The 23,033-nt window shown below is 72.8% G+C and carries 20 protein-coding genes; 13 read left to right on the plus strand and 7 right to left on the minus strand.

Annotated features, from left to right (window positions below):
• Nucleotides 1-38 precede the first annotated feature (38 nt).
• Entirely contained in the window at nucleotides 39-683 is a 645-nt protein-coding gene (locus AB0N29_RS06010) for a hypothetical protein (RefSeq protein ID WP_364864920.1), read from the plus strand.
• Between the two features lie 11 nt (nucleotides 684-694).
• Here the strand turns inward: AB0N29_RS06010 and AB0N29_RS06015 are convergent, their stop codons facing one another.
• Nucleotides 695-1,369, minus strand: a complete 675-nt coding sequence (locus tag AB0N29_RS06015; protein ID WP_364864922.1) for an MBL fold metallo-hydrolase — start codon at nucleotides 1,367-1,369, stop codon at nucleotides 695-697.
• Nucleotides 1,366-2,100 carry a maleylpyruvate isomerase family mycothiol-dependent enzyme gene (locus tag AB0N29_RS06020; protein WP_364864924.1) on the minus strand — a complete coding sequence of 245 codons (735 nt, stop codon included), beginning with the start codon at nucleotides 2,098-2,100 and terminating at the stop codon, nucleotides 1,366-1,368. The genes AB0N29_RS06015 and AB0N29_RS06020 overlap by 4 nt, the downstream gene beginning before the upstream one ends.
• Before the next feature lie 220 nt (nucleotides 2,101-2,320).
• Between AB0N29_RS06020 and uvrA the strand changes: the two genes are divergently transcribed.
• Both uvrA and AB0N29_RS06030 read left to right on the plus strand, forming a co-directional pair.
• The gene (gene uvrA / locus AB0N29_RS06025; RefSeq protein WP_302271213.1) at nucleotides 2,321-5,392 is read left to right on the plus strand and encodes an excinuclease ABC subunit UvrA; all 3,072 of its coding nucleotides are present in this window, start codon (nucleotides 2,321-2,323) and stop codon (nucleotides 5,390-5,392) included.
• A gap of 121 nt (nucleotides 5,393-5,513) precedes the next feature.
• The gene (locus AB0N29_RS06030) at nucleotides 5,514-5,993 is read left to right on the plus strand and encodes a Rieske (2Fe-2S) protein (protein ID WP_364864927.1); all 480 of its coding nucleotides are present in this window, start codon (nucleotides 5,514-5,516) and stop codon (nucleotides 5,991-5,993) included.
• On the opposite strand, the gene AB0N29_RS06035 is transcribed toward AB0N29_RS06030, so the two are convergent.
• Nucleotides 5,975-7,264 carry a pyridine nucleotide-disulfide oxidoreductase gene (locus AB0N29_RS06035; protein ID WP_364864929.1) on the minus strand — a complete coding sequence of 430 codons (1,290 nt, stop codon included), beginning with the start codon at nucleotides 7,262-7,264 and terminating at the stop codon, nucleotides 5,975-5,977. The genes AB0N29_RS06030 and AB0N29_RS06035 overlap by 19 nt on opposite strands.
• Nucleotides 7,265-7,351: 87 nt before the next feature.
• Here AB0N29_RS06035 and uvrC point away from each other — a divergent pair, with 87 nt between their 5' ends.
• The 9 genes from uvrC to AB0N29_RS06080 all read left to right on the plus strand — a co-directional run bounded on the left by uvrC (nucleotide 7,352) and on the right by AB0N29_RS06080 (nucleotide 16,094).
• Nucleotides 7,352-9,382, plus strand: a complete 2,031-nt coding sequence (gene uvrC, locus AB0N29_RS06040) for an excinuclease ABC subunit UvrC (RefSeq protein ID WP_364864931.1) — start codon at nucleotides 7,352-7,354, stop codon at nucleotides 9,380-9,382.
• Nucleotides 9,379-10,251, plus strand: coding sequence for an RNase adapter RapZ (gene rapZ / locus AB0N29_RS06045; protein ID WP_302271219.1), 873 nt, complete (start codon nucleotides 9,379-9,381; stop codon nucleotides 10,249-10,251). The genes uvrC and rapZ overlap by 4 nt, the downstream gene beginning before the upstream one ends.
• Nucleotides 10,248-11,252 carry a uridine diphosphate-N-acetylglucosamine-binding protein YvcK gene (yvcK, locus tag AB0N29_RS06050; RefSeq protein ID WP_364864934.1) on the plus strand — a complete coding sequence of 335 codons (1,005 nt, stop codon included), beginning with the start codon at nucleotides 10,248-10,250 and terminating at the stop codon, nucleotides 11,250-11,252. The genes rapZ and yvcK overlap by 4 nt, the downstream gene beginning before the upstream one ends.
• Before the next feature lie 70 nt (nucleotides 11,253-11,322).
• Nucleotides 11,323-12,309, plus strand: a complete 987-nt coding sequence (gene whiA / locus AB0N29_RS06055) for a DNA-binding protein WhiA (RefSeq protein WP_302271221.1) — start codon at nucleotides 11,323-11,325, stop codon at nucleotides 12,307-12,309.
• A 113-nt stretch (nucleotides 12,310-12,422) separates the two neighbouring features.
• Nucleotides 12,423-13,421, plus strand: a complete 999-nt coding sequence (gene gap, locus AB0N29_RS06060) for a type I glyceraldehyde-3-phosphate dehydrogenase (protein WP_302271222.1) — start codon at nucleotides 12,423-12,425, stop codon at nucleotides 13,419-13,421.
• Between the two features lie 2 nt (nucleotides 13,422-13,423).
• Entirely contained in the window at nucleotides 13,424-14,650 is a 1,227-nt protein-coding gene (locus AB0N29_RS06065; RefSeq protein ID WP_364864938.1) for a phosphoglycerate kinase, read from the plus strand.
• Nucleotides 14,650-15,444: a triose-phosphate isomerase gene (gene tpiA / locus AB0N29_RS06070; protein ID WP_364864940.1), complete on the plus strand. Its 795-nt coding sequence runs from the start codon at nucleotides 14,650-14,652 to the stop codon at nucleotides 15,442-15,444. The genes AB0N29_RS06065 and tpiA overlap by 1 nt, the downstream gene beginning before the upstream one ends.
• 29 nt (nucleotides 15,445-15,473) lie before the next feature.
• Nucleotides 15,474-15,710: a preprotein translocase subunit SecG gene (gene secG, locus AB0N29_RS06075; RefSeq protein ID WP_302271230.1), complete on the plus strand. Its 237-nt coding sequence runs from the start codon at nucleotides 15,474-15,476 to the stop codon at nucleotides 15,708-15,710.
• Between the two features lie 24 nt (nucleotides 15,711-15,734).
• On the plus strand, nucleotides 15,735-16,094 hold the full coding sequence (locus AB0N29_RS06080) for an RNA polymerase-binding protein RbpA (protein WP_302271232.1): 360 nt from the start codon (nucleotides 15,735-15,737) through the stop codon (nucleotides 16,092-16,094).
• Nucleotides 16,095-16,183: 89 nt separating this feature from the next.
• On the opposite strand, the gene pgl is transcribed toward AB0N29_RS06080, so the two are convergent.
• Genes pgl through tkt form a run of 4 tightly spaced genes read right to left on the minus strand, consistent with a single transcriptional unit; the run spans nucleotide 16,184 to nucleotide 21,875 of the window.
• Entirely contained in the window at nucleotides 16,184-16,942 is a 759-nt protein-coding gene (gene pgl, locus AB0N29_RS06085) for a 6-phosphogluconolactonase (protein ID WP_364864945.1), read from the minus strand.
• Complete coding sequence (gene pgi / locus AB0N29_RS06090; RefSeq protein ID WP_364864947.1) at nucleotides 16,939-18,618, minus strand: glucose-6-phosphate isomerase; 1,680 nt, start codon at nucleotides 18,616-18,618, stop codon at nucleotides 16,939-16,941. Before pgi ends, pgl begins: the two co-directional genes overlap by 4 nt.
• The gene (gene tal / locus AB0N29_RS06095; protein ID WP_302271235.1) at nucleotides 18,615-19,721 is read right to left on the minus strand and encodes a transaldolase; all 1,107 of its coding nucleotides are present in this window, start codon (nucleotides 19,719-19,721) and stop codon (nucleotides 18,615-18,617) included. The genes pgi and tal overlap by 4 nt, the downstream gene beginning before the upstream one ends.
• Before the next feature lie 51 nt (nucleotides 19,722-19,772).
• Nucleotides 19,773-21,875 carry a transketolase gene (tkt, locus tag AB0N29_RS06100; protein WP_364864951.1) on the minus strand — a complete coding sequence of 701 codons (2,103 nt, stop codon included), beginning with the start codon at nucleotides 21,873-21,875 and terminating at the stop codon, nucleotides 19,773-19,775.
• A 170-nt stretch (nucleotides 21,876-22,045) separates the two neighbouring features.
• Between tkt and AB0N29_RS06105 the strand changes: the two genes are divergently transcribed.
• Nucleotides 22,046-23,002 (plus strand): heme o synthase, encoded by a 957-nt coding sequence (locus AB0N29_RS06105; protein ID WP_302271241.1) that lies wholly within the window; start codon nucleotides 22,046-22,048, stop codon nucleotides 23,000-23,002.
• Nucleotides 23,003-23,033 lie beyond the last annotated feature (31 nt).

Genomic DNA, 23,033 nt, shown 5'->3' on the forward strand with positions numbered 1-23,033 from the left:
CGGACGACCGAGGGCCGTCCGTCCTGGAAGGAGGGGTCGTGATCGCCACCCTCGTCTGCCTCGTCGCCCTCGTCCTCGCCTGGCCCCTCGCCTGCGGTGCGGGACGCCCGGCCGGGCGCCCCTCCGCGGCCGAGCGCCGGCTCCGCCACGTGGCCGGCAACCCCCAGGCCGCGACCACTGCGGACGTCGAGCGCCTGCTGCGCGCCCACGAGCTGCCGCCCGAGGAGGTCGCGCTCGTCCTCGGTCGCGCCTGCGACGCCGGCATCCGGCCGTTCACCATGTGGTGCTGGGTCCAGCAGTACGGCGTGCACGCGCTCGCGATCGTCGTCGCCGCGGACCTGTCCCACGCCCAGCTGCTCCGGCACCTGGGCGACGGCACGCTCCCGGACCTGGAGGAGCTGGCGGTCTTCGCCGCCCTGAACGGCTTCCGCGGGGCGACCGCGGTCGAGCCGGCCCCCACCCGGTCGCCGGCGGTCGCGGCCCCGCGCCGGGAGCCGGGCAGCGGCCTGCGCATCGACGGTCCGGGGTCCTGGCCCTTCGCGGGCTGGTCGCCCGGCGACGAGGTCGTGGACGTGCTGCGCGAGGTCGTCCCGGACCCGGTCGAGCCGCGCGCGCCGTACCCCTCCCGCACCACGCAGGCGGCACCCCGCGAGGAGCGGCTCCGCCGCCCCGACGCGGCCTAGGCCCCCGGCGGCTACCAGCCGCGCTCGCGCCACTCCGGCAGGTGCGGCCGCTCGGCGCCGAGCGTGGAGTCGCCGCCGTGACCGGGGTAGAACCAGGTCTCGTCGGGCAGCCGGTCGAAGACCTTCGTGCCGACCTCGTCGACCAGCTGCCGGAAGGCGTCGGCGTCGCCGAACGTGTTCCCCACGCCGCCCGGGAAGAGGCTGTCGCCGGTCCACAGGTGCGGGTGGCCCTCCGGGTCGTCGTACAGCAGCGCCACCGAGCCGGGGGTGTGCCCGGCGAGGGCGATGACCTCGAGCGCGCAGCGGCCGACGGTCACGGTGTCGCCGTGGCGGAGCGGTCGCGTGACCTCGACACCGGTCTGCTCGGTGATCGCGGCCGCGTCCGGCTCGCCGGCGAGCACCTCGGCGCCGGTCGCCGCGACGACCTCGGCGAGCGCCCGGTGGTGGTCCCAGTGCTGGTGCGTCGTCACGACCGTCGACAGGCCGGCGCCGCCGACGAGGGGGAGCAGGGTGCTCGGCTCCGCAGCGGCGTCGACCAGCAGCTGCTCGCCGGACTCCCGGCAGGTCAGCAGGTAGCAGTTGTTCGACATCTGCTCGTCGACCGCGACCTTCGCGATGCGCAGCTGGGCGAGCTCCCGCACGTCGGCCGGGCCACCCGGCGACACCGCGCCCGTGTAGTCGTTCACAGCTCCTCGATCCTCGGCAGCACGCCGTCGTCGCTCGTGGGTCCGGTGCCGGCGCCCGGGACCGGGCGGCGGCCGCTGAGCCACCATCCCAGGTCCGCGGCGGTGCCCCGGACGGTGGTCGTGGCGCCCGGCGCCGACTCCCAGGTCCGGTCGAGGTCGGTGGCGTGCACCCGCAGCGGGGTCGTCGACGGGCCGCGGGCGACCATCGCGCCGACCAGCGCCGCGGCGAAGTCCGGGGGCCAGCCCTCTGGCGTCGCGCCGAGCCCGAGGTCGAGGTGGTGGAGCTCGACCTCGCGCCACCGCATGTCCGGCACGTCGACGAGCGGCCGCGGCCGCGCCCCGGGGGTGCGGTCGAACGTGCCCCGCCACCCCTCGTCCGACACCGCCGCCAGGGCGTCCGCGAACGCCGTCGTCGAGGCCAGCAGCCGGTCGCGGAGCTCCTGCGGCGTCGCCGCGGCCAGCGCCTCGATGTCGCCGTCGCGGCGTTCCTGGCTGGGGTACATCGCGGCCTGCTCACCCCGGGCGGCGGCGTCGAGCACGCCGGCGAGGGCCTCGGCGTTGAGCACGACGTGCGCGACGACGTGCGCCCGGCTCCACCCCGGGAGGAGGCTCGGGGCGCGCCACTCGTCGGGGGACATCGCGTCGACGGTGCGGACGAGCCGCCCGTCGGCGTCGGCCAGCGCGTGACGCGGATCGCGTGCCCCGGCGGGGAAGGTCTGTGGGTCCGGCATGGTTGTCATCAAAGCCGGTCACCGGCCCGCCTGCCAGCACCCGCGCCACACCCCGCCGAGACGGCGCCGACCGTGCACGGTCGGGGCACTGTCGGTGGCGTGTGGCAACGTCGGGCCCGGCCACCGGCGTCCGCTCCGACCAGGGGCGGTGACCGCGCGGCCGGTAGCATCGACGAACGCGTGTTCGAACGCCCGCACCACCGACGACGAGGGAACATCCGTGGCTGACCAGCTGATCATCCGGGGCGCCCGGGAGCACAACCTCAAGGACGTCTCGCTGGACCTCCCGCGCGACTCCCTGATCGTGTTCACCGGTCTCTCGGGCTCCGGCAAGTCCTCGCTGGCGTTCGACACCATCTTCGCCGAGGGCCAGCGCCGGTACGTCGAGTCGCTCTCGGCGTACGCCCGGCAGTTCCTCGGGCAGATGGACAAGCCCGACGTCGACTTCATCGAGGGCCTCTCGCCCGCGGTCTCCATCGACCAGAAGTCGACCTCGAAGAACCCGCGCTCGACCGTCGGCACGATCACCGAGGTCTACGACTACCTCCGGCTGCTCTACGCGCGGGCGGGACGGCCGCACTGCCCGACCTGCGGGGCCCCGATCGAGCGGCAGACCCCGCAGCAGATCGTCGACCGCGTGCTGGCCCTCGAGGAGGGCCGGCGGTTCCAGGTGCTCGCGCCGGTCATCCGTGCCCGCAAGGGCGAGTACGTCGAGCTCTTCCGCCAGCTGCAGACCCAGGGGTTCTCCCGCGCCCGGGTCGACGGCGAGACCCACGGCCTGGACGACGTCCCGAAGCTGGACAAGCAGAAGAAGCACACCATCGAGGTCGTCGTCGACCGGCTCGCGGTCAAGGAGTCCTCCAAGCGACGCCTGACCGACTCGGTCGAGACCGCGCTCAACCTGTCCGGCGGGCTGGTGCTCCTCGACTTCGTGGACCTCGACGCCAAGGACCCGGGCCGCGAGATGCGGTTCAGCGAGAAGATGGCGTGCCCCAACGACCACCCCATCGACGTCGACGAGCTCGAGCCGCGCTCGTTCTCGTTCAACTCGCCGTTCGGCGCGTGCCCCAAGTGCCACGGCATCGGCACCCGGATGGAGGTCGACCCCGAGCTGGTCGTCCCGGACGACACCGCCACCCTGGGCGAGGGCGCGATCCAGCCCTGGAGCCAGGCGCACGTCGCCGACTACTTCCTCCGGCTGATGGGTGCGCTCGGCAAGGAGGTCGGCTTCGACCTCAACACGCCGTGGCGCGACCTGACGCCCAAGGCGCAGAAGTCGCTGCTCGACGGGCACTCGACCAAGGTCCACGTCGTCACCCGCAACCGGTACGGCCGCGAGCGCGCCTACTACGCGGAGTTCGAGGGCGTGCGGACCTACGTCGAGCGGCGCCACCGCGAGGCCGAGACCGACACGAGCCGGGAGCGCTTCGAGGGCTTCATGCGCGAGGTGCCGTGCCCCGCGTGCGGCGGCAGCCGGCTCAAGCCGGTCTCCATGGCGGTCACGCTCGGGTCGCGCGACGGCGGCGGCAAGAACATCGCCGAGGTCTGCGCGCTGCCGATCAACGAGTCCGCGGAGTTCCTCCGCGACCTCGACCTGTCGACCCGCGAGCGGCAGATCGCCGAGCAGGTGCTCAAGGAGATCCAGGAGCGGCTGCGGTTCCTCCTCGACGTCGGGCTCGACTACCTCTCGCTGGACCGGCCCTCGGGCTCGCTGTCGGGCGGCGAGGCGCAGCGGATCCGGCTCGCCACCCAGATCGGTGCCGGGCTGGTCGGGGTGCTCTACGTCCTGGACGAGCCGTCGATCGGCCTGCACCAGCGCGACAACCAGCGCCTGATCGAGACCCTCATCCGGCTCAAGGACCTGGGCAACACCCTCATCGTCGTCGAGCACGACGAGGACACCATCAAGGTGGCCGACTGGGTCGTCGACATCGGCCCGGGGGCCGGCGAGCACGGCGGCCAGGTCGTCCACACCGGCACCGTCCAGGACCTCTACGACCACCCGGACTCGATGACCGGGCAGTACCTCTCCGGTCGGCGCGAGATCCCGGTCCCCGCCGTCCGCCGCCCGCGGACCGTGGGCCGCGAGCTCACCGTCGTCGGTGCCCGCGAGCACAACCTGCGCGACGTCGACGTGACGTTCCCGCTCGGCATGTTCGTGGCGGTCACCGGCGTCTCCGGGTCGGGCAAGTCGACGCTGGTCAACGACATCCTCTACACGTCGCTGGCCAAGCACCTGTACCGCGCCCGGACCGTCCCGGGCCGGCACCGCAAGATCACCGGGCTCGAGCACATCGACAAGGTGATCCACGTCGACCAGTCGCCGATCGGTCGCACGCCGCGGTCCAACCCGGCGACGTACACCGGCGTCTTCGACCACGTCCGCAAGCTGTTCGCGCAGACCCCCGAGGCGAAGATGCGCGGCTACCTGCAGGGCCGGTTCTCCTTCAACGTCAAGGGCGGCCGCTGCGAGGCGTGCGCCGGCGACGGCACGATCAAGATCGAGATGAACTTCCTCCCGGACGTCTACGTCCCGTGCGAGGTCTGCCACGGCGCCCGGTACAACCGCGAGACCCTCGAGGTGCACTACAAGGGCAAGACCATCGCCGAGGTCCTCGACATGCCGATCGAGGAGGCCGTCGACTTCTTCGCCGCGGTGCCGGCCATCAACCGGCACCTCAAGACGCTGGTCGAGGTCGGCCTGGGCTACGTCCGGCTCGGGCAGCCGGCGACGACGCTCTCCGGTGGCGAGGCGCAGCGCGTCAAGCTCGCGGCCGAGCTGCAGAAGCGCTCCGCCGGCCGCACGCTCTACGTGCTCGACGAGCCGACGACGGGTCTGCACTTCGAGGACATCCGCAAGCTCCTGCTGGTGCTGGGCCGCCTGGTCGACCAGGGCAACAGCGTGCTGGTCATCGAGCACAACCTCGACGTCATCAAGACCGCGGACTGGGTCGTCGACATGGGCCCCGAGGGTGGTTCCCGGGGCGGCACGGTCGTCGCGGAGGGCACGCCGGAGCAGGTCGCCGCCGTTCCCGAGAGCCACACCGGCCGCTACCTCGCGCCGCTCCTCGAGGGCAAGGAGGCCGAGCAGCCCCGGGGCAAGGCGCCGGCGTCGTCCGCGCCGCTGAGCCGGGCCGAGGCCGCCGCGAAGGCGAAGGCCGACGCGACGCTCGCGCGGGCGGAGGCGAAGAAGGCGGCCAGGAAGGCGGCGAAGGCGCCGGCGAAGAAGGCCGCTGCCGCGAAGGCGCCGGCGAAGGCCGCTGGGGGGAAGGCGGCTGCGGGCGGGGCCTGAGCCCCGAGGCCTGGTTCTCAGCGTCTCCACAGCCGGCGGGGGTGCCCGGGCAGGTGTCACCTCAGTAGTGTCAACTTCAACCAGCACCCCCCGGCCGCACCCTCGAAGGGACACCCCCACCGTGACCGAGAAGCGCTCGCTCGACCACCTCAGCCGCCGCCGAGCCCTCACCGGGGTCGCGGGGGTCGGCATCGCCCTCCCGGTCCTCGCTGCCTGCGGTGGCGAGGACGAGCCGACCGCGACCGACCCGGCGGGCGGCCCGACCAGCGGCGGCGAGGCCTCCGGCGGCAGCAGCGAGGGCGCCGGCGGTGCCGGCGGCGGGCTGGCGGCGACCACCGACATCGAGGTCGGTGGCGGGGCGATCTACCCCGACGAGAAGGTCGTGCTGACCCAGCCGAGCGAGGGGGAGTTCAAAGCCTTCTCGATCGAGTGCACCCACCAGGGGTGCGCGGTCTCGGAGGTGTCGGAGGACGGCATCGTGTGCCCCTGCCACAACAGCATCTTCTCGATCAGCGACGGCTCGCCGCAGAGCGGGCCGGCCACGGCCCCGCTCGAGGAGCGGACGATCAGCGTCGAGGGCGGTCAGATCACGCTCGCCTGAGCGGCGGCGCCCCGCCACCGCCGGTCGCGCTCCGCCGGCCGCCGGTCCAGCCGGCGGTCGAGGAGCGCCCGCGCCTCGTCGTACCGCCCGGCGCGGAGGAGGGCCGCGATCCGCGTCTCCTCGACGACCTCGCGCTGGGCGTCGGAGCCGCCGAGGCGCCACAGGGACGACTCGAGCGCGGCGAGGGCGTCGGCCGCCGCCGAGCAGCGACCGGCGTGCATGAGGCCGAGCGCGGCGGCGAGCGGGGCGACGACCTCGCGGTGCGTCGGGTGGTCGTGCCGCGACGACCGCACCTCCAGCCGGCGCAGCCCGTCGCCGTCGCCGGTCGCGAGCAGCACGACGGCCGCGTGCAGCGCCACGAACGGCGTCGCGGGCTCCTCGAGCGCCGGGCGCCCGACGACCTCGACCACGGGGTCGAGGGTGGGTACGTCCGCGGCCCCGGGGGTGAGCGCCCAGCGGTGGAGCAGGGAGCCGGTGTCCACCAGTGCGCGACAACCCGGCGCCGGCGCCGGCTGCAGCTGGGTGAGGTAGCGCGTCCGCACGGCGTCGAGGTCGCCCAGCGAGAGCTCGTGCAGGGCCGCGTGCCACACGAAGTGGCTGCGACCGTCGTTGCCGCGGCCTTCGCCGGCGAGCCACTGGTCCATCCAGCCGAGCCCGCCGGCGTGGTCGCCGGTCTCGTAGTGGGCGTGCGCGCGGGCGTGGGCGGCGTGCCCGGCCGACGGCTCGAGCGCGAGCGCCCGGCACGACAGGTCCATCGCCTCGTCGTAGCGGTGCTGCTCCTGGCGGACGAAGGCGAGCAGGCCGGTCGCCCACCAGTCCACGCCGTACGCCGGGGCCGCCCGCTCGACGATGCGCCAGGCGTCCTGGGGGACCTCGCTCACGCCCGCGAAGGCGATCGTCGGGACCGCGGTGGCCAGCAGCAGCGCGTCGGTCGGCCACTGCTCGAGGTGCCGGACCAGCGGGGCGCTGTCACCGGCCACGTGGCTGGTCACGGCGTGCACGTGGCTGCGCTCGCGCTCGGTGGCCCGGGCCGCGTGCAGCCGGGCGTCACGGACCCGTGCCGCGATGTCGACGTTGGCGCACTGCTCGTGGCCGAGGAGCGCCAGGGCGGCGTGGGCGAGCGCGAACGTCGGGTCGTGGGCGAGGGCCTCGGCGACGGCCGGGGCGGCGCCTGGCTGGAGGCGCAGCACCCGGCCGACGCCCCGGACGTAGGCGTCCGCGGCGCGGGGGGACGTGGTGAGCACGTGCCCGTGGGTGTCGCGAACCGGCATGAAAGCAGAGTAAGCCAGTGCAGTAACCATGCCTAGCGGCGACGCGCCGACCGCGGGCCTGTCGGTGCCGGAACGTAGGCTTGCCCGGTGCCTGCCGCTCCATCCCGACGCTCCGCCCGCGGGCCCCTGTCCTACCGTCCCGAGCCCGGCTCGATCCCCACCCAGCCGGGGGTCTACCGCTTCCGCGACGCCCGCGGGCGGGTGATCTACGTCGGCAAGGCGAAGAACCTGCGGGCCCGCCTGTCGTCGTACTTCCAGGACATCGGCAACCTCCACCAGCGCACCGCCACGATGGTCACCACCGCGGCCAGCGTGGAGTGGACGGTGGTCAACACCGAGGTCGAGGCGCTGCAGCTGGAGTACTCCTGGATCAAGGAGTACGACCCGCGGTTCAACGTCAAGTACCGCGACGACAAGTCCTACCCCTGGCTGGCCGTCACGGTCGGCGAGGAGTTCCCGCGAGTCATGGTCGGGCGCGGCGCGAAGCGCAAGGGGACCCGCTACTTCGGTCCCTACAGCCACGCGTGGGCGATCCGCGAGACCGTGGACGTGCTGCTCCGCGTGTTCCCGATGCGCTCGTGCAGCAACGGCGTCTTCAAGCGCTCCGCGCAGATCGGCCGGCCCTGCCTGCTGGGCTACATCGACAAGTGCTCGGCGCCCTGCGTCGGCAACGTCAGCGCCGAGGAGCACCGCGAGATCGTCGACGACTTCTGCGACTTCATGGGCGGCCAGACGCGGCCGTTCATGCGGCGCATCGAGAAGGAGATGTACGCCGCCTCCGACGCCATGGACTTCGAGAAGGCCGCCCGCCTGCGCGACGACCTCGGTGCGATGCAGCGGGCGCTGGAGAAGCAGGCGGTCGTGCTCGGCGACGGGGCCGACGCGGACGTGATCGCCCTGGCCGAGGACCCGCTCGAGGTCGCGGTGCAGATCTTCTACGTCCGCGGGGGCCGGATCCGCGGTCAGCGCGGCTGGGTGGCCGACCGCGTCGACGAGGGGGACACCCCCGAGCTCGTCTCGGACTTCCTGCTCCAGCTGTACGCCGGCACCGACCCCGACCACGGCCAGGAGTCGGTCCCGCGGGAGATCCTGGTCCCGGCGCTCCCGGCGGACGTCGGGGTCTTCGAGGAGCTGCTCAGCGAGCTGCGCGGCAGCAAGGTGGCGATCCGCGTCCCGCAGCGCGGCGACAAGAAGACGCTGCAGGAGACGGTCGCCCGCAACGCCTCGCAGGCCCTCGCGCTGCACAAGACCAAGCGCGCCAGCGACCTGACCACCCGCAACCGGGCGCTGGAGGAGATCCAGGAGGCGCTCGAGCTGGAGGAGGTGCCGCTGCGGATCGAGTGCTACGACGTCTCCAACCTGCAGGGCACCGAGGTCGTGGCGTCGATGGTCGTCTTCGAGGACGGCCTGGCCCGCAAGGGGGAGTACCGCCGCTTCGTCATCCGCGGGGTGGAGGGGCAGAACGACGTCGCCTCGATGCACGAGGTGATCACCCGGCGGTTCCGCCGGCTGCTCGACGAGCAGGCGCGCTCGCAGCTCAAGCCGGGGGACGACACCACCGGCCCGATGCTCGTCGACCCCGAGACCGGCCGTCCGCGGAAGTTCGCCTACGCGCCGGGCCTCGTCGTCGTGGACGGCGGCCCGCCGCAGGTCGCGGCCGCGCAGAAGGCGCTCGACGAGCTCGGCATCGACGACATCCCCGTCTGCGGGCTGGCCAAGCGGCTGGAGGAGGTCTGGCTGCCGGGGCAGGAGGACCCGGTCATCCTCGCCCGCTCCTCCGAGGGCCTCTACCTGCTGCAGCGGATCCGCGACGAGGCGCACCGGTTCGCGATCAACCACCACCGCTCGCGCCGGTCCAAGTCCATGGTCGAGAGCGCCCTGGACGACGTCCCCGGCCTCGGCGAGGTGCGCCGCAAGACCCTGATGAAGCACTTCGGCTCGCTCAAGAAGCTGCGCGAGGCGACGGTCGAGGAGATCGCCACCGTGCCGGGCATCGGCACCCGGACCGCGACGTCGATCAAGGACGCCGTGGCCGCGTCGTCGCCCGCCGGACGGACCGGAGGCGGCAGGATGACGGTCAACACCGCGACCGGCGAGATCATCGAGGAGGACGGATGAGCGAGCAGACGCCCCCGGGCGAGCTGGTCGTCGTCACCGGCATGACCGGTGCCGGGCGCAGCACGGCGGCCAAGGAGCTGGAGGACCTCGGCTTCTACGTCGTCGACAACCTGCCGCCGAGCTTGCTGCGGGACGTGGTGCGGCTCGTCGACGAGAGCTCCGGCCCGGGCCAGCCGATCGCGGTCGTGGTCGACGTCCGCTCCGGCTCCTTCTTCCAGACCCTCCAGGCCAACCTCGCCCAGGGCGCGACCGGACGCCGCGCGACGCTGCTGTTCCTCGACGCCACCGACGAGGTGCTCGTCCGGCGCCAGGAGGCGGTGCGCCGCCCCCACCCGCTGCAGGGCACGGGGCGTCTGCTCGACGGGCTGCAGCGGGAGCGCAAGGTCCTGGCCGAGCTGCGCAGCGGCGCGGACCTGGTCATCGACACCAGCGCGCTGAACGTCCACCAGCTCACCCGGGCCATCGCGGCGGCCTTCGGCAAGGCCGACCAGGTCCGGCTCAACGTCAACGTCATCAGCTTCGGGTTCAAGTACGGCATCCCGGTCGACGCCGACTTCGTCGCGGACATGCGCTTCCTGCCCAACCCGCACTGGATCCCCGAGCTGCGGCCGGGCACCGGTCGCGACGCCGAGGTGTCGGACTACGTGATGACCCGGGAGGGGGCCGAGGAGTTCCTCGACGGCTACGTCCCGGTGCTCGCCGGGGTCGCCGAGGGCTACCTGCGCGAGGGCAAGCGCTTCATGCGGGTCGCCATCGGGTGCACCGGCGGCAAGCACCGCAGCGTCGCGATGACCGAGGAGATCACCCGCCGACTCTGCGAGCTGGGGTACGACGCGCGCCCGGTGCACCGGGACCTGGGGCGGGAGTGAGCACCCCGGCCGGCGTGCCCGTCGACGCCAGCAGCGCCTCCCGGGCGCAGGCGGTCGTCGCCCTCGGTGGCGGGCACGGGCTCCACGCGTCGCTGAGCGCCCTGCGCCGGCTCGTCGACGACCTGACCGTCGACGAGCTGACCGCGGTGGTGACCGTCGCGGACAACGGCGGATCCTCCGGCCGGCTCCGCGGCGAGTTCGGCGTGCTCCCTCCCGGCGACCTGCGGATGGCGCTGGCGGCGCTGTGCGGCGACGACCAGTGGGGCGACACCTGGGCGCGGGTGCTGCAGCACCGGTTCGAGGGCAACGGCGACATGCGCGGGCACGTCGTCGGCAACCTGCTCATCGTCGGCCTCTGGGAGCTGCTCGGCGACCACGTCGACGCCCTCGACTGGGTCGGACGGCTGCTCGGCGCGAAGGGCCGGGTCCTGCCGATGGCGCTGTCCCCGATGGACATCACCGCGGAGGTCCGGGGGTTGCGCGCCGACGACCCCGACGCCCTGACGACCGTCCGCGGGCAGGTGGAGGTCGCGACCACCGGCGGGGTCATCGACTCCATCAGCCTCGACCCGGCCGACCCGCAGGCGTGCCCGGAGGCGATCACGGCGGTCGAGCGGGCCGACTGGGTGCTGCTGGGCCCGGGCTCGTGGTTCACCTCGGTGATCCCGCACCTCAAGGTGCCGGCGCTGTGCGACGCCCTCGTGCGCACCGACGCCCGGGTCGTGGTCAACCTGAACCTGGCCGAGCAGGCGGGGGAGACCGGCGGCTTCGGACCCGCCGACCACCTCGCCGTCCTCGCCGAGCACGCGCCGGACCTGATCGTGCACACCGTCCTGGCCGACCGGGAGAGCGTCGGCGACGGCCTCGAGGAGCTCGAGCACGTCGTCGCGGCGTACGGCGCGAAGCTGGTCGTCGACGACGTCGCGGTGGGGGACGGCACCCCGCGCCACGATCCCGCCAGGCTCGCCGCGGCGTACGAACGGATCATGGCTGCGGGCTAGGTCACGTGCCGGCACCTCGGGGTCGCCGTTGCGGTCCCGCGTCGTTGACTCCCGTGCGAGGATTCCCGGCATGGCGATGACGGCACAGGTGAAGGCTGAGCTGGCGAGCACCCAGATCACGAAGACCTGCTGCCGCAAGGCGGAGGTGGCCTCGATGCTGCGCTTCGCCGGCGGCCTGCACATCGTGAGCGGTCGGATCGTGGTGGAGGCCGAGCTCGACACCGGCGCCGCGGCGCGGCGGCTGCGCAAGGACATCGCCGAGGTCTACGGCCACCAGTCCGACGTCGTGATGGTCCAGGGCAACGGCATCCGCAAGGGCAGCCGCTACCTGGTGCGCATCGTCCGCGACGGCGAGGCGCTGGCGCGCCAGACCGGGCTGCTCGACCAGCGCGGCCGCCCGGTGCGCGGCCTGCCGCCGGCCGTCGTCTCCGGCGGTGGGTGCGACGCGGTCGCCGCCTGGCGCGGGGCGTTCCTGGCCCACGGCTCGCTGACCGAGCCGGGCCGCTCGTCCTCCCTCGAGGTCACCTGCCCCGGGCCCGAGGCCGCCCTGGCCCTGGTGGGCGTCGCCCGCCGGCTCGGGATCCAGGCCAAGGCCCGCGAGGTCCGCGGCGTCGACCGCGTGGTCATCCGCGACGGCGACGCGATCGGCCAGCTGCTCACCCGCCTCGGCGCCCACGAGTCGCTGATGGCCTGGGAGGAGCGCCGCATGCGCCGCGAGGTCCGGGCGACGGCCAACCGGCTCGCGAACTTCGACGACGCCAACCTGCGCCGCTCCGCGCGGGCCGCGGTCGCGGCCGGCGCGCGCGTCGAGCGGGCGATGGAGATCCTCGGCGAGGAGGTCCCCGACCACCTCAAGATGGCCGGCGAGCTCCGGCTCGAGCACAAGCAGGCCTCCCTCGAGGAGCTCGGCCAGCTCCACGAGCCGGTGCTGACCAAGGACGCCATCGCCGGCCGGATCCGCCGCCTGCTGGCGATGGCCGACAAGCGCGCCGAGGAGCTGGGCATCCCCGACACCGAGGCCTCGCTCACCCCGGAGATGCTCGCCGAGGAGGCCTGAGCCCCTCCGGCGGCTCGCGTCCGCGTCGTACGACGGACGCCGCCGCCGCTGCGTCGCCGCGCTTCGGTAGGGTCCGTGACACCGCACACCCGAGGGAAGCAGGAGCAACCGCAGTGACTGTTCGCGTAGGCATCAACGGGTTCGGCCGGATCGGCCGCAACTTCTTCCGCGCCGTCCGGGCGTCCGGTCTCGACATCGAGATCGTCGCCGTCAACGACCTGACCGACAACACGTCGCTCGCCCCGCTGCTGAAGTTCGACTCGATCCTGGGCCGCCTGGACGCCGACGTGACGGCGACCGCGGACGAGATCCGCGTCGGCGACCAGGTCATCAAGACCTTCGCCGAGCGGGACCCCGCGAACCTCAAGTGGGGCGACCTCGGTGTCGACGTCGTCGTGGAGTCGACCGGCTTCTTCACCGACGCCACCAAGGCCCGCGCGCACGTGGACAACGGCGGCGCCAAGAAGGTCATCATCTCCGCGCCGGCCTCCAACGAGGACGTCACCGTGGTCATGGGTGTCAACCACCAGACCTACGACCCCAGCGCCCACACCGTCATCTCGAACGCGTCGTGCACCACCAACTGCCTCGCGCCGATGGCCAAGGCGCTCAACGACGAGTTCGGCATCGTCAAGGGCCTGATGACGACGGTCCACGCCTACACCGCGGACCAGAACCTGCAGGACAACATCCACAAGGACCTGCGTCGCGCCCGCGCCGCGGCCCTCAACGTGGTCCCGACCTCGACCGGTGCGGCCAAGGCCATCGGCCTGGTCCTGCCCGAGCTCAAGGGCAAGCTCGACGGCTACGCGCTGCGTGTCCCGGTCCCGACCGGCTCCGCCACCGACCTCACCTTCGAGGCCGGTCGCGAGACCAGCGTCGAGGAGGTCAACGCCGCGGTCGAGAAGGCCGCCGACGGTCGCTTCCTGCGCTACTCGACCGACCCGCTGGTGTCGTCCGACATCGTCACCGACCCCGCGTCGTGCATCTTCGACGCGCCGCTGACCAAGGTCATCGGCAACCAGGTCAAGGTCGTCGGCTGGTACGACAACGAGTGGGGCTACTCCAACCGCCTCGCGGACCTGATCGACTACATCGGCGAGACCCTCTGACCGTGGGGGACCTCACCACCCTCGACGACCTGGTCGCCCAGGGAGTCGCGGGCAAGCGCGTCCTGGTCCGCTCGGACCTGAACGTCCCGCTCGACGGCGCCACCATCACCGACGACGGCCGGATCCGTGCCAGCGTCCCGACCATCCGCACGCTGGCCGAGGCCGGCGCGCGGGTGGTCGTGACCGCCCACCTCGGCCGGCCGAAGGGCGCGCCGGACCCGGCGTACTCCCTGCGCCCGGTGGCCGCGCGGCTCGGCGAGCTGCTCGGCCGTGAGGTCGCCTTCGCCGGCGACACCGTCGGCGAGTCGGCCCACGAGACCGTCGACCGGCTCGAGGACGGCGGCGTCGCCGTCCTCGAGAACGTCCGCTTCAACGCGGGCGAGACCAGCAAGGACGACGGTGAGCGCGGCGCGTTCGCGGACCGTCTCGCCGCGCTGGCCGACGCCTTCGTCTCCGACGGGTTCGGCGTCGTGCACCGCAAGCAGGCCTCGGTGTACGACGTGGCGCAGCGGCTGCCGCACGCCGTCGGGGGACTGGTGCAGGCCGAGATCGAGGTCCTGCGCCGGCTGACCGTCGAGCCGGAGCGGCCCTACGTGGTCGTGCTGGGCGGCTCGAAGGTCTCGGACAAGCTGGGCGTCATCGACAACCTGCTCGGCAAGGCCGACAAGCTGCTGATCGGCGGCGGCATGGTCTTCACCTTCCTCAAGGCCCAGGGCCACGAGGTCGGCAAGAGCCTGCTCGAGGAGGACCAGGTCGAGGTCTGCCGGGAGTACCTCCAGCGCGCGGTCGACAGCGGGGTGGAGCTGATCCTGCCGACCGACGTCGTGGTCGACACGACGTTCCCCTCCGGCGACAGCACCCCTGCCCCGCAGGTGGTGCCCGCCTCCGGGATCCCGGCCGACAGCCTCGGCCTGGACATCGGCCCGGACTCCGCGCGCGCCTTCGCCGGTGCGCTCGCCGGTGCGCGCACGGTCTTCTGGAACGGCCCGATGGGCGTCTTCGAGGTCGAGGCGTTCGCTGAGGGCACCCGCGCGGTCGCGCAGGCGCTCACCGAGGTGACCGCCGAGGGCGGGCTCTCGGTCGTCGGCGGCGGCGACTCCGCCGCAGCGGTGCGGACGCTCGGCTTCGCCGAGGACGCGTTCGGCCACATCTCCACCGGTGGTGGCGCCAGCCTCGAGTACCTCGAGGGCAAAGTGCTGCCCGGCATCCAGGTCCTGGAGGACAACTGATGGCAGCGACCCGCACCCCGCTCATGGCGGGCAACTGGAAGATGAACCTCAACCACCAGGAAGCGGTGGTGCTGGTCCAGAAGCTGGCCTGGACGCTGTCGGACAAGCGCCACGACTACGCCAAGGCCGAGGTCGTCGTCGTCCCTCCCTTCACCGACCTCCGGTCGGTGCAGACCCTGGTCGACGGTGACCGGCTGCAGGTGAGGTACGGCGCGCAGGACGTCTCGACCCACGAGTCCGGCGCCTACACCGGTGAGATCTCGGCCGGCATGCTGGCCAAGCTCGGGTGCTCCTACGTCGTCGTGGGGCACTCCGAGCGCCGCGAGCACCACGGCGAGATCGACGAGGTCGTCAACGCCAAGGCCCACCGCGCGCACGCCGCGGGGATGACCCCGATCGTCTGCGTGGGCGAGGGCCTCGAGACGCGCCAGGCCGCCGGCCACGTGGACTTCTGCGTGACGCAGGTGACGGGCTCGCTGGCCGGGTTCACGCCCGAGCAGGTGGCCGGCCTCGTGGTGGCCTACGAGCCCGTCTGGGCCATCGGCACCGGTGAGGTCGCCACGCCCGAGGACGCACAGGAGGTGTGCGCGGCGCTCCGCGCATGCATCCGCGAGTCCCACGGCGACGAGGCGGCCGACGGCGTGCGCGTGCTGTACGGCGGGTCGGTCAAGGCGGCGAACGTCGCCGGGATCATGGCGCAGACCGACGTCGACGGCTGCCTGGTCGGCGGCGCGAGCCTGCAGGCCGACGAGTTCAGCGGCATCTGCCGGTACTACGACATGCCGGTCCTGTGACCGGCCTGCGTTGACGTAGGATCCGAGCCGTGGAACTCCTCTTCACCGTCATCCTCATGATCACGAGCGCCTTCATGATCCTCCTCGTGCTGCTGCACAAGGGTCGCGGCGGCGGTCTGTCCGACATGTTCGGTGGTGGCGTCTCCAGCTCGCTGGGCGGATCCTCGGTCGCCGAGCGGAACCTCGACCGCCTCACGGTCGGCATCGGCGTCATCTGGTTCGCGACCGTCATCGCCCTGGGCCTCCTGCTGGCCTACCAGGGCTAGAAGCTCCGGAAAGGGAGTAAGCACGTGGCTGGTGGAGGAAACGCGATTCGCGGTAGTCGGGTCGGCGCTGGCCCGATGGGCGAGGCGGAGCGTGGCGAGGCCGCGCCGCGCCAGGCGATCACCTACTTCTGCTCCAACGAGCACCGCTCGGTGGTGACGTTCTCGGTCGAGGCGACCGTCCCGGAGTCCTGGGACTGCCCCAAGTGCGGCCTCCCGGCCAGCATGGACTCCGAGAACCCGCCGCCGGCGCCGAAGATCGAGCCCTACAAGACGCACCTGGCCTACGTGAAGGAGCGGCGCTCCGACAAGGAGGCCGCCGACATCCTCGACGAGGCGCTCCAGCTGCTGCGCTCCCGCCGGAAGTCCGGCGACCTGATCTTCTGAGGCCGACGGCTGGTCGGGCAGCGGGGCACAGCTCGACCAGCGGTCGACCTCCGCCGGCGTCCCCCCGGGTGGCAGGGCGGAGGCGTCGGTCAGAGACGCGAGGCCGATGCCCGGTCGAGGAACCAGATGGTCTCCTCCTGACCGGCCACGCCGACGGCGGGGACCTCGTGCACGTCGGCCACCTCGCCACCCTCACCGGTCCGCCCGGCCAGGGCGCGGGCGACGGCCTCGGCCTTGCCCTCGCCGCTGACCAGGAACCACAGCGCCCGGTTGCGGTTGAGCGCCTCGAAGGTCAGGCTCACCCGCTCCGGCGGCGGCTTGGGGGAGTCGTGCACCGCGACGGTCGTCGCGTCGCGGACGTCGAGCGCCGGGTGGCCGGGGAACAGGCTGGCGACGTGGGCGTCGGGCCCCAGGCCGAGCATGACCACCTCGAACCCGCCGGCTCCGCTGGCGCGCAGCGCCTCGGCGTACGCCGCGGCGGCGTCCTCGACGCTGCCGCAGTCGGCGGTCGTCGGGACCTCGTGGACGTTCTCGTCGGGGACGCCGACGACGGAGAGGAACGCCTCCCGCGCCTGACCGGCGTTGCGGTCGGACGACCCGGGGTCGACGTACCGCTCGTCGCCCCACCACACGACGACGCGGGTCCAGTCGACCTCCGAGGCCGGTGCCAAGCGGGCGATCTCACGGTGCACGACCTCGGCGATGGTGCCGCCGGTGAGCGCGACGTGGGGGACCCGACCGGCCTCCTGGGCGTCCGCGAGGCGGCTCAGCAGCTCGCCGGCGACGGCCGTGGCCAGCGCCTGGTCGTCGTCGTGGACCTCGATGCGGGGGGTGAGCGGAGTGGTCATCGGCGCCGGTTCTCCCGGTAGTAGGCGATCAGCGACCGCGTGGAGGGGTCCTGCTCACCCAGTGCGTCGGCGTCGCCGGCGATCGCCGGGCCCACCTGCTGGGCCAGCTGCTTGCCGAGCTCGACGCCCCACTGGTCGAAGCTGTCGATGCCCCACACGACGCCCTGGGTGAAGGTGATGTGCTCGTAGAGCGCGACGAGCTGCCCCAGCACGGCCGGCGTGAGGTCCGGCGCCATGATCGAGGCGGTCGGCCGGTTGCCGGTGAACACGCGCGCCGGCACCACGGACTCCTCGGTGCCCTCGGCGCGCACCTCGTCGGCTGTCTTGCCGAAGGCCAGCGCCCGGGTCTGGGCCAGGAAGTTGGCGAGGAAGAGCTCGTGGACGTCGTTCTCGCCGTCCTGGAGCGGGTACGCCGGATTGGCGAAGGCGATGAAGTCCGCCGGCACGAGCCGGGTCCCCTGGTGGATGAGCTGGTAGAAGGCGTGCTGCCCGTTGGTGCCCGGCTCGCCCCAGAACACCTCGCCGGTGTCGGTCGTGACCGGGGTGCCGTCCCAGCGGACGCCCTTGCCGTTGGACTCCATGGTCAGCTGCTGGAGGTACGCCGGGAACCGGTGCAGCAGCTGGGAGTAGGGGAGGACCGCGTGGGTCTGGGCGCCGAGGAGGTCGGTGTACCAGACGTTGAGCAGCCCCATCAGGACCGGCACGTTGCGTGCGGTCTCGGCGGTGCGGAAGTGCTCGTCCATCGCGTGGAAGCCGGCGAGCAGCTCGGCGAAGCGCTCGGGGCCGATCGCGACCACCAGGGAGGTCCCGATGGCGGAGTCGAGGGAGTAGCGGCCGCCGACCCAGTCCCAGAACCCGAAGGCGTTCTCGGGGTCGATGCCGAAGTCGGCGACCTTGTCCAGCGCGGTCGAGACCGCGACGAAGTGCCGCGCCACCGCGGCGTCCTCGTCGAGGCCGCCGTCGAGACCGCGCAGCCCGTCGAGCAGCCACTGCTTGCACAGCCGGGCGTTCGTGAGCGTCTCCAGCGTGCCGAAGGTCTTGCTGGAGACGACGAACAGCGTCGTGGCCGGGTCGAGCCCGGCCAGCGTGGTGGCGGCGTCGGTGGGGTCGATGTTGCTGATGAAGCGGCACGCGAGGCCCTCCTGGCGGTACGCCGCCAGCGCCTCGTACGCCATCACCGGACCCAGGTCGGAGCCGCCGATGCCGATGTTGACGACCGTGCGGACCCGCTCGCCGGTGGCGCCGGTCCACTCGCCGCTGCGCACCCGCTCGGCGAAGGCGTACACGCGGCCGAGGACCTCGTGGACGTCGGCCAGGACGTCCTGGCCGTCGACGCGGGGCCGGCGGTCGGCCGGGGCGTCGGCGGGCAGCCGCAGGGCGGTGTGCAGGACGGCGCGGTCCTCGGTGACGTTGATCCGCTCACCGGCGAACATCGCCTCCCGCCGCGCCGCCAGACCGACCTCGTCGGCCAGGTCCAGCAGCGCGGCGAGCACGTCGTCGTCGACGAGCGACTTCGACAGGTCGACCAGCAGGTCACCGGCGGTGAACGTCAGGCGCTCGGTCCGGCCGGGGTCCCGGTCGAACCACTCCCGCAGGTCGGGGGAGAATCCCTCCGCGAGCGACGCCAGCCGCGCCCAGGCCGACGTGCCGGTCGGATCCACCGGCGCGTCGGTCACGCGCCCGCCTTCTCCATCTGGCCGCGGACGGTCTCGACGAGCTCGGTCCACGACTTCTTGAACTTCTCGACACCCTCCTGCTCGAGGACCAGGAGGACGTCGTCGAAGTCGACCCCGACCTCGGTCAGCCGCTCGAGGATCGCGCGGCCCTCGCCGCCCTTGCCGGTGACGACGTCACCGCGCACCTCGCCGTGGTCGGCGAACGCCTCGAGGGTCTTCTCCGGCATCGTGTTGACGCTGTCGGGGACGACCAGGCCGCTGACGTACATCGTGTCGTCGTAGTCGGGGTTCTTGACGCCGGTCGAGGCCCACAGCGGACGCTGCATGTTCGCGCCCGCGTCGGCCAGCGCGCGCCAGCGGTCGGAGGCGACGACCTCCGCGAACGCGTCGTACGCCACGAGCGCGTTGGCCACCGCGGCCTTGCCGCGCAGCGCGAGCGCGACGTCACCGCCGACGGCCTCGAGCCGCTTGTCGACCTCGGAGTCGACGCGCGAGACGAAGAACGACGCCACCGACCGGATGGTCGACAGGTCGGTGCCGGCCTCGCGGGCCTGCTCGAGGCCGGTGAGGTAGGCGTCCATGACGGCGCGGTAGCGCTCCTCGCTGAAGATCAGCGTGACGTTGACGCTGATGCCCTCCGAGATCGCCGTGGTGATCGCGGGCAGGCCCTCGAGGGTCGCCGGGATCTTGATCAGCGCGTTCGGCCGGTCGACGGCCCGCCACAGCGCTCGCGCCGAGGCGATCGTGCCCTCGGTGTCGTTGGCCAGGTCGGGCTCGACCTCGATGGAGACGCGTCCGTCGTCGGCGGTGCGCTCGGCCACGGGGGCCAGCACGTCGCAGGCGTTCCGGACGTCCTCGGTGGTCAGCTCGAAGATCACCTCGTCGACCGGGCGACCGTCGGCGACGAGCTTGCGCACCTGCTCGTCGTACCGCTCGCCGTCGGCGATCGCGGAGGCAAAGATCGTGGGGTTGGTGGTCACGCCGACGACGGACCGGGTGGTGACGAGGTCGGCGAGGTTGCCGGTCTCGATGCGCTCGCGCGACAGGTCGTCGAGCCAGATCGACACCCCCGCGTCCGCCAGGGCCTTCAGACGATCACTCACAAGTTGTCCCTTCTGGAAGTCACTGCTCTCAGTACCCGGGGCGCCGTGGCGTCACTCGGTGGCGACGCGCAGGCTGTCCCGGGCGGCGTCCGCGACGGAGCGGGCGGTGATGCCGTACTCCTCGTAGATCCGTGCGTAGTCGGCCGACGCGCCGTAGCGGTCGATGGAGACCATCCGGCCGTGGTCGCCGACGTAGTCGCGCCAGCCCTGCTTGACGCCCGCCTCGACCGAGACCCGCGCCTTCACGGTCGGCGGGAGGACGGTCTCGCGGTAGGCGGTGGACTGCTCCTCGAACCACTCCAGGCAGGGGAAGGAGACGACGCGGGCGGCGATGCCGTCCGCGGCGAGGAGCTCGCGCGCCTCGACCGCCAGCTGCACCTCCGAGCCGGTGCCCATGAGGATCACGTCGGGGTCGCCGCTCTCGGCGTCGACGAGGACGTAGCCGCCCTTGGCGACGTCGTCGGTGGTGGCGAAGCCGTCGGTGCCGCGCGGGAAGACCGGGACGTTCTGGCGGGTGAGTGCCAGGGCGGCCGGACGGTCGACGTGGCGCAGGATCTCGAGCCAGGCGGCGGCGGTCTCGTTCGCGTCGGCCGGGCGGACGACGTCGAGGCCCGGCATCGCGCGGAGGGCCGCGAGGTGCTCGATCGGCTGGTGGGTCGGGCCGTCCTCGCCGAGGCCGATGGAGTCGTGGGTCCAGACGTAGGTCACGGGGAGCTGGCTGAGCGCCGCCACCCGGACCGAGCCCCGCATGTAGTCGGAGAAGGTGAGGAAGGTGCCGCCGAAGACGCGGGTCAGCTTGTCGGCTGCGATGCCGTTCATGATCGCGCCCATGCCGTGCTCTCGGATGCCGAAGTGCAGCACGCGGCCCTGGTAGGGGTCGCCGGTCCAGTCGCGGGTGCTGCGGCTCTCGGGGATGAACGACGGTGCCGACTCGATGGTCGTGTTGTTGGAGCCGGCGAGGTCGGCCGAGCCGCCCCACAGCTCGGGCAGCACCGGCGCCAGGGCGTTGATGACCTTGCCCGACGCCGACCGGGTCGCGACGCCCTTGGCGTCCGCCTCGAAGGTCGGCACCACGTCGGCCAGGCCCTCGGGCAGCTCGCGGGCACGCAGCCGGTGCAGCAGCTTCTCGCCCTCGGGGTTGGCCGCCGCCCACGCGGCGTACCGCTCGTCCCACTCCCGGCCCCAGCCGGAGCCTCGGGTCCGCAGGGCGCGGGTGTGCTCGAGCACCTCCGGCGGGACCTGGAAGCGCTGCTCGGGGTCCCAGCCCAGGATCTCCTTGGTGGCCGCGACCTCCTCGTCGCCCAACGCGCTGCCGTGGGCCTTCTCGGTGCCCTGGGCGTTCGGCGCCGGCCAGGCGATGACCGTGTCGAGCACGATCAGCGACGGGCGGTCGGTGACCTCGCCGGCCTCGACGATCGCCTGGTGCAGGGCGGGGACGTCCTCGCGGTACTCCTCGCCGCCGTTGGTCCAGTCGACGGTCTGCACGTGCCAGCCGTACGCCTCGTAGCGCTTGGCGACGTCCTCGGTGAACGCGACGTCGGTGTCGCCCTCGATGGAGATCCGGTTGCGGTCGTAGACCACGGTGAGGTTGCCGAGCTGCTGGGTGCCCGCGATCGAGGACGCCTCGCCGCTGACGCCCTCCTGCAGGTCGCCGTCGGAGCACAGCGCGTAGACGTGGTGGTCGAAGAGGCTCTCGCCGGGGGCCGCGTCGGGGTCGAGCAGGCCGTGCACGCGGCGGGCGGACATCGCCATGCCGACGGCGTTCGCGACGCCCTGGCCCAGCGGGCCGGTGGTCACCTCGACGCCGGCGGTGTGGCCGAGCTCGGGGTGGCCGGGGGTCTTCGAGCCCCAGGTGCGCAGCGCCTTGATGTCCTCGAGCTCCAGGCCGAAGCCGCCGAGGAAGAGCTGGGTGTAGAGGGTGATGCTGGAGTGCCCGCACGAGAGCACGAACCGGTCCCGCGAGATCCACGTCGGGTCCGCCGGGTCGTGCCGCATGACCTTCTGGAACAGCAGGTAGGCGACGGGCGCCAGGCTCATCGCGGTCCCGGGGTGGCCGTTGCCGACCCGCTGGACGGCGTCCATCGCGAGCACCCGGGCGGTGTCCACCGCCTTGTCGTCGAGGTCGCTCCACTCGAGGTCGGGCACAGTCGTCACGAGGAACCTTTCAAAGGATGGGGAGAGACCGCTCACACCAGGGAAGCGATCGGGCTCGGGCGTTTCCGAGCCTACTGATGTCGGGGGCTAGACTCACACCCGCTCCAACGGGTACCCCGGCCCCGGCCGGATACCCGCTCGGCAACGCTCCCGATCACCCCGAGGACCCCGTGACCTACGTCGGCCAGTCGGCCACCGCCTCCGAGCGGCACGAGTCCGGCGAGCCGACCCCGAAGGCGTCGGTGCGCGACGTCGTCGCGGCGTACGTCGGGCTCACCAAGCCCCGCGTCATCGAGCTGCTCCTGCTCACGACCGTGCCGGTGATGTTCTTCGCCGACCGGGGCATCCCCGAGCTCGGCCTGGTCCTCGCCACGGTCGTCGGCGGGACCTTCTCCGCGGGCTCGGCGTCGGTCTTCAACTGCGTCTACGACCGCGACATCGACGAGCAGATGCGTCGTACCCGCCGTCGCGCGCTGCCCCGGCACATCGTGTCGCCCGCGGCCGCCCTGGTCTTCGGCGCGGTGCTCGCGGTGCTCTCGACCGTGATCCTCGCCGTCTGGGTCAACCCGCTCTCGGCGGCGCTCTCGCTGGGCGCCAACGCCTTCTACGTCTTCGTCTACACCATGCTGCTCAAGCGGCGCACGACCCAGAACATCGTCTGGGGCGGCCTCGCCGGCTGCTTCCCGGCGCTCATCGGCTGGACCGCGGTCACCGGCGAGCTGTCGTGGGTGCCGGTCGTGCTGTTCATGGTCGTCTTCTTCTGGACGCCGCCGCACACCTGGGCGCTCGCGCTGCGCTACCGCGAGGACTACGCGAACGTCGACGTGCCGATGCTGCCGGTCGTCAAGCCGGCCCACGAGGTCGCCAGGCAGATCGTGGTCTACAGCTGGGTCATGGTGGCCACCTCGCTGCTGCTGTGGCCGGTGGCCGGGACCGGCGCGGCGTACCCCGTCGCCGCGGGCGTCCTCGGTGCGGTCTTCCTCCTCGAGGCCCACCGGATGCTCGTCCGCACCCGCGGCACCGAGGACCTCACCGCGATCCAGCCGATGCGGCTGTTCCACTCCTCGAACCTCTACCTCTCGCTGCTCTTCGTCGCGGTCGCGCTCGACCCGCTGCTCTCGCGCTGAGCGCCGGTTCTCGGCGGGGCCGCTGCAGGAG

Origin of the sequence: Nocardioides sp. NPDC092400, assembly GCF_040684155.1 — a bacterium.
Classification (GTDB): Bacteria; Actinomycetota; Actinomycetes; order Propionibacteriales; family Nocardioidaceae; genus Nocardioides.

Coding starts and splice junctions, on each gene's coding strand:
- AB0N29_RS06020 (WP_364864924.1), bottom strand. CDS start 2,100: ATGCCGGACCCACAGACCTTCCCCGCCGGGGCACGCGATCCGCGTCAC.
- AB0N29_RS06035 (WP_364864929.1), bottom strand. CDS start 7,264: ATGCCGGTTCGCGACACCCACGGGCACGTGCTCACCACGTCCCCCCGC.
- rapZ (WP_302271219.1), top strand. CDS start 9,379: ATGAGCGAGCAGACGCCCCCGGGCGAGCTGGTCGTCGTCACCGGCATG.
- whiA (WP_302271221.1), top strand. CDS start 11,323: ATGGCGATGACGGCACAGGTGAAGGCTGAGCTGGCGAGCACCCAGATC.
- tpiA (WP_364864940.1), top strand. CDS start 14,650: ATGGCAGCGACCCGCACCCCGCTCATGGCGGGCAACTGGAAGATGAAC.
- pgl (WP_364864945.1), bottom strand. CDS start 16,942: ATGACCACTCCGCTCACCCCCCGCATCGAGGTCCACGACGACGACCAG.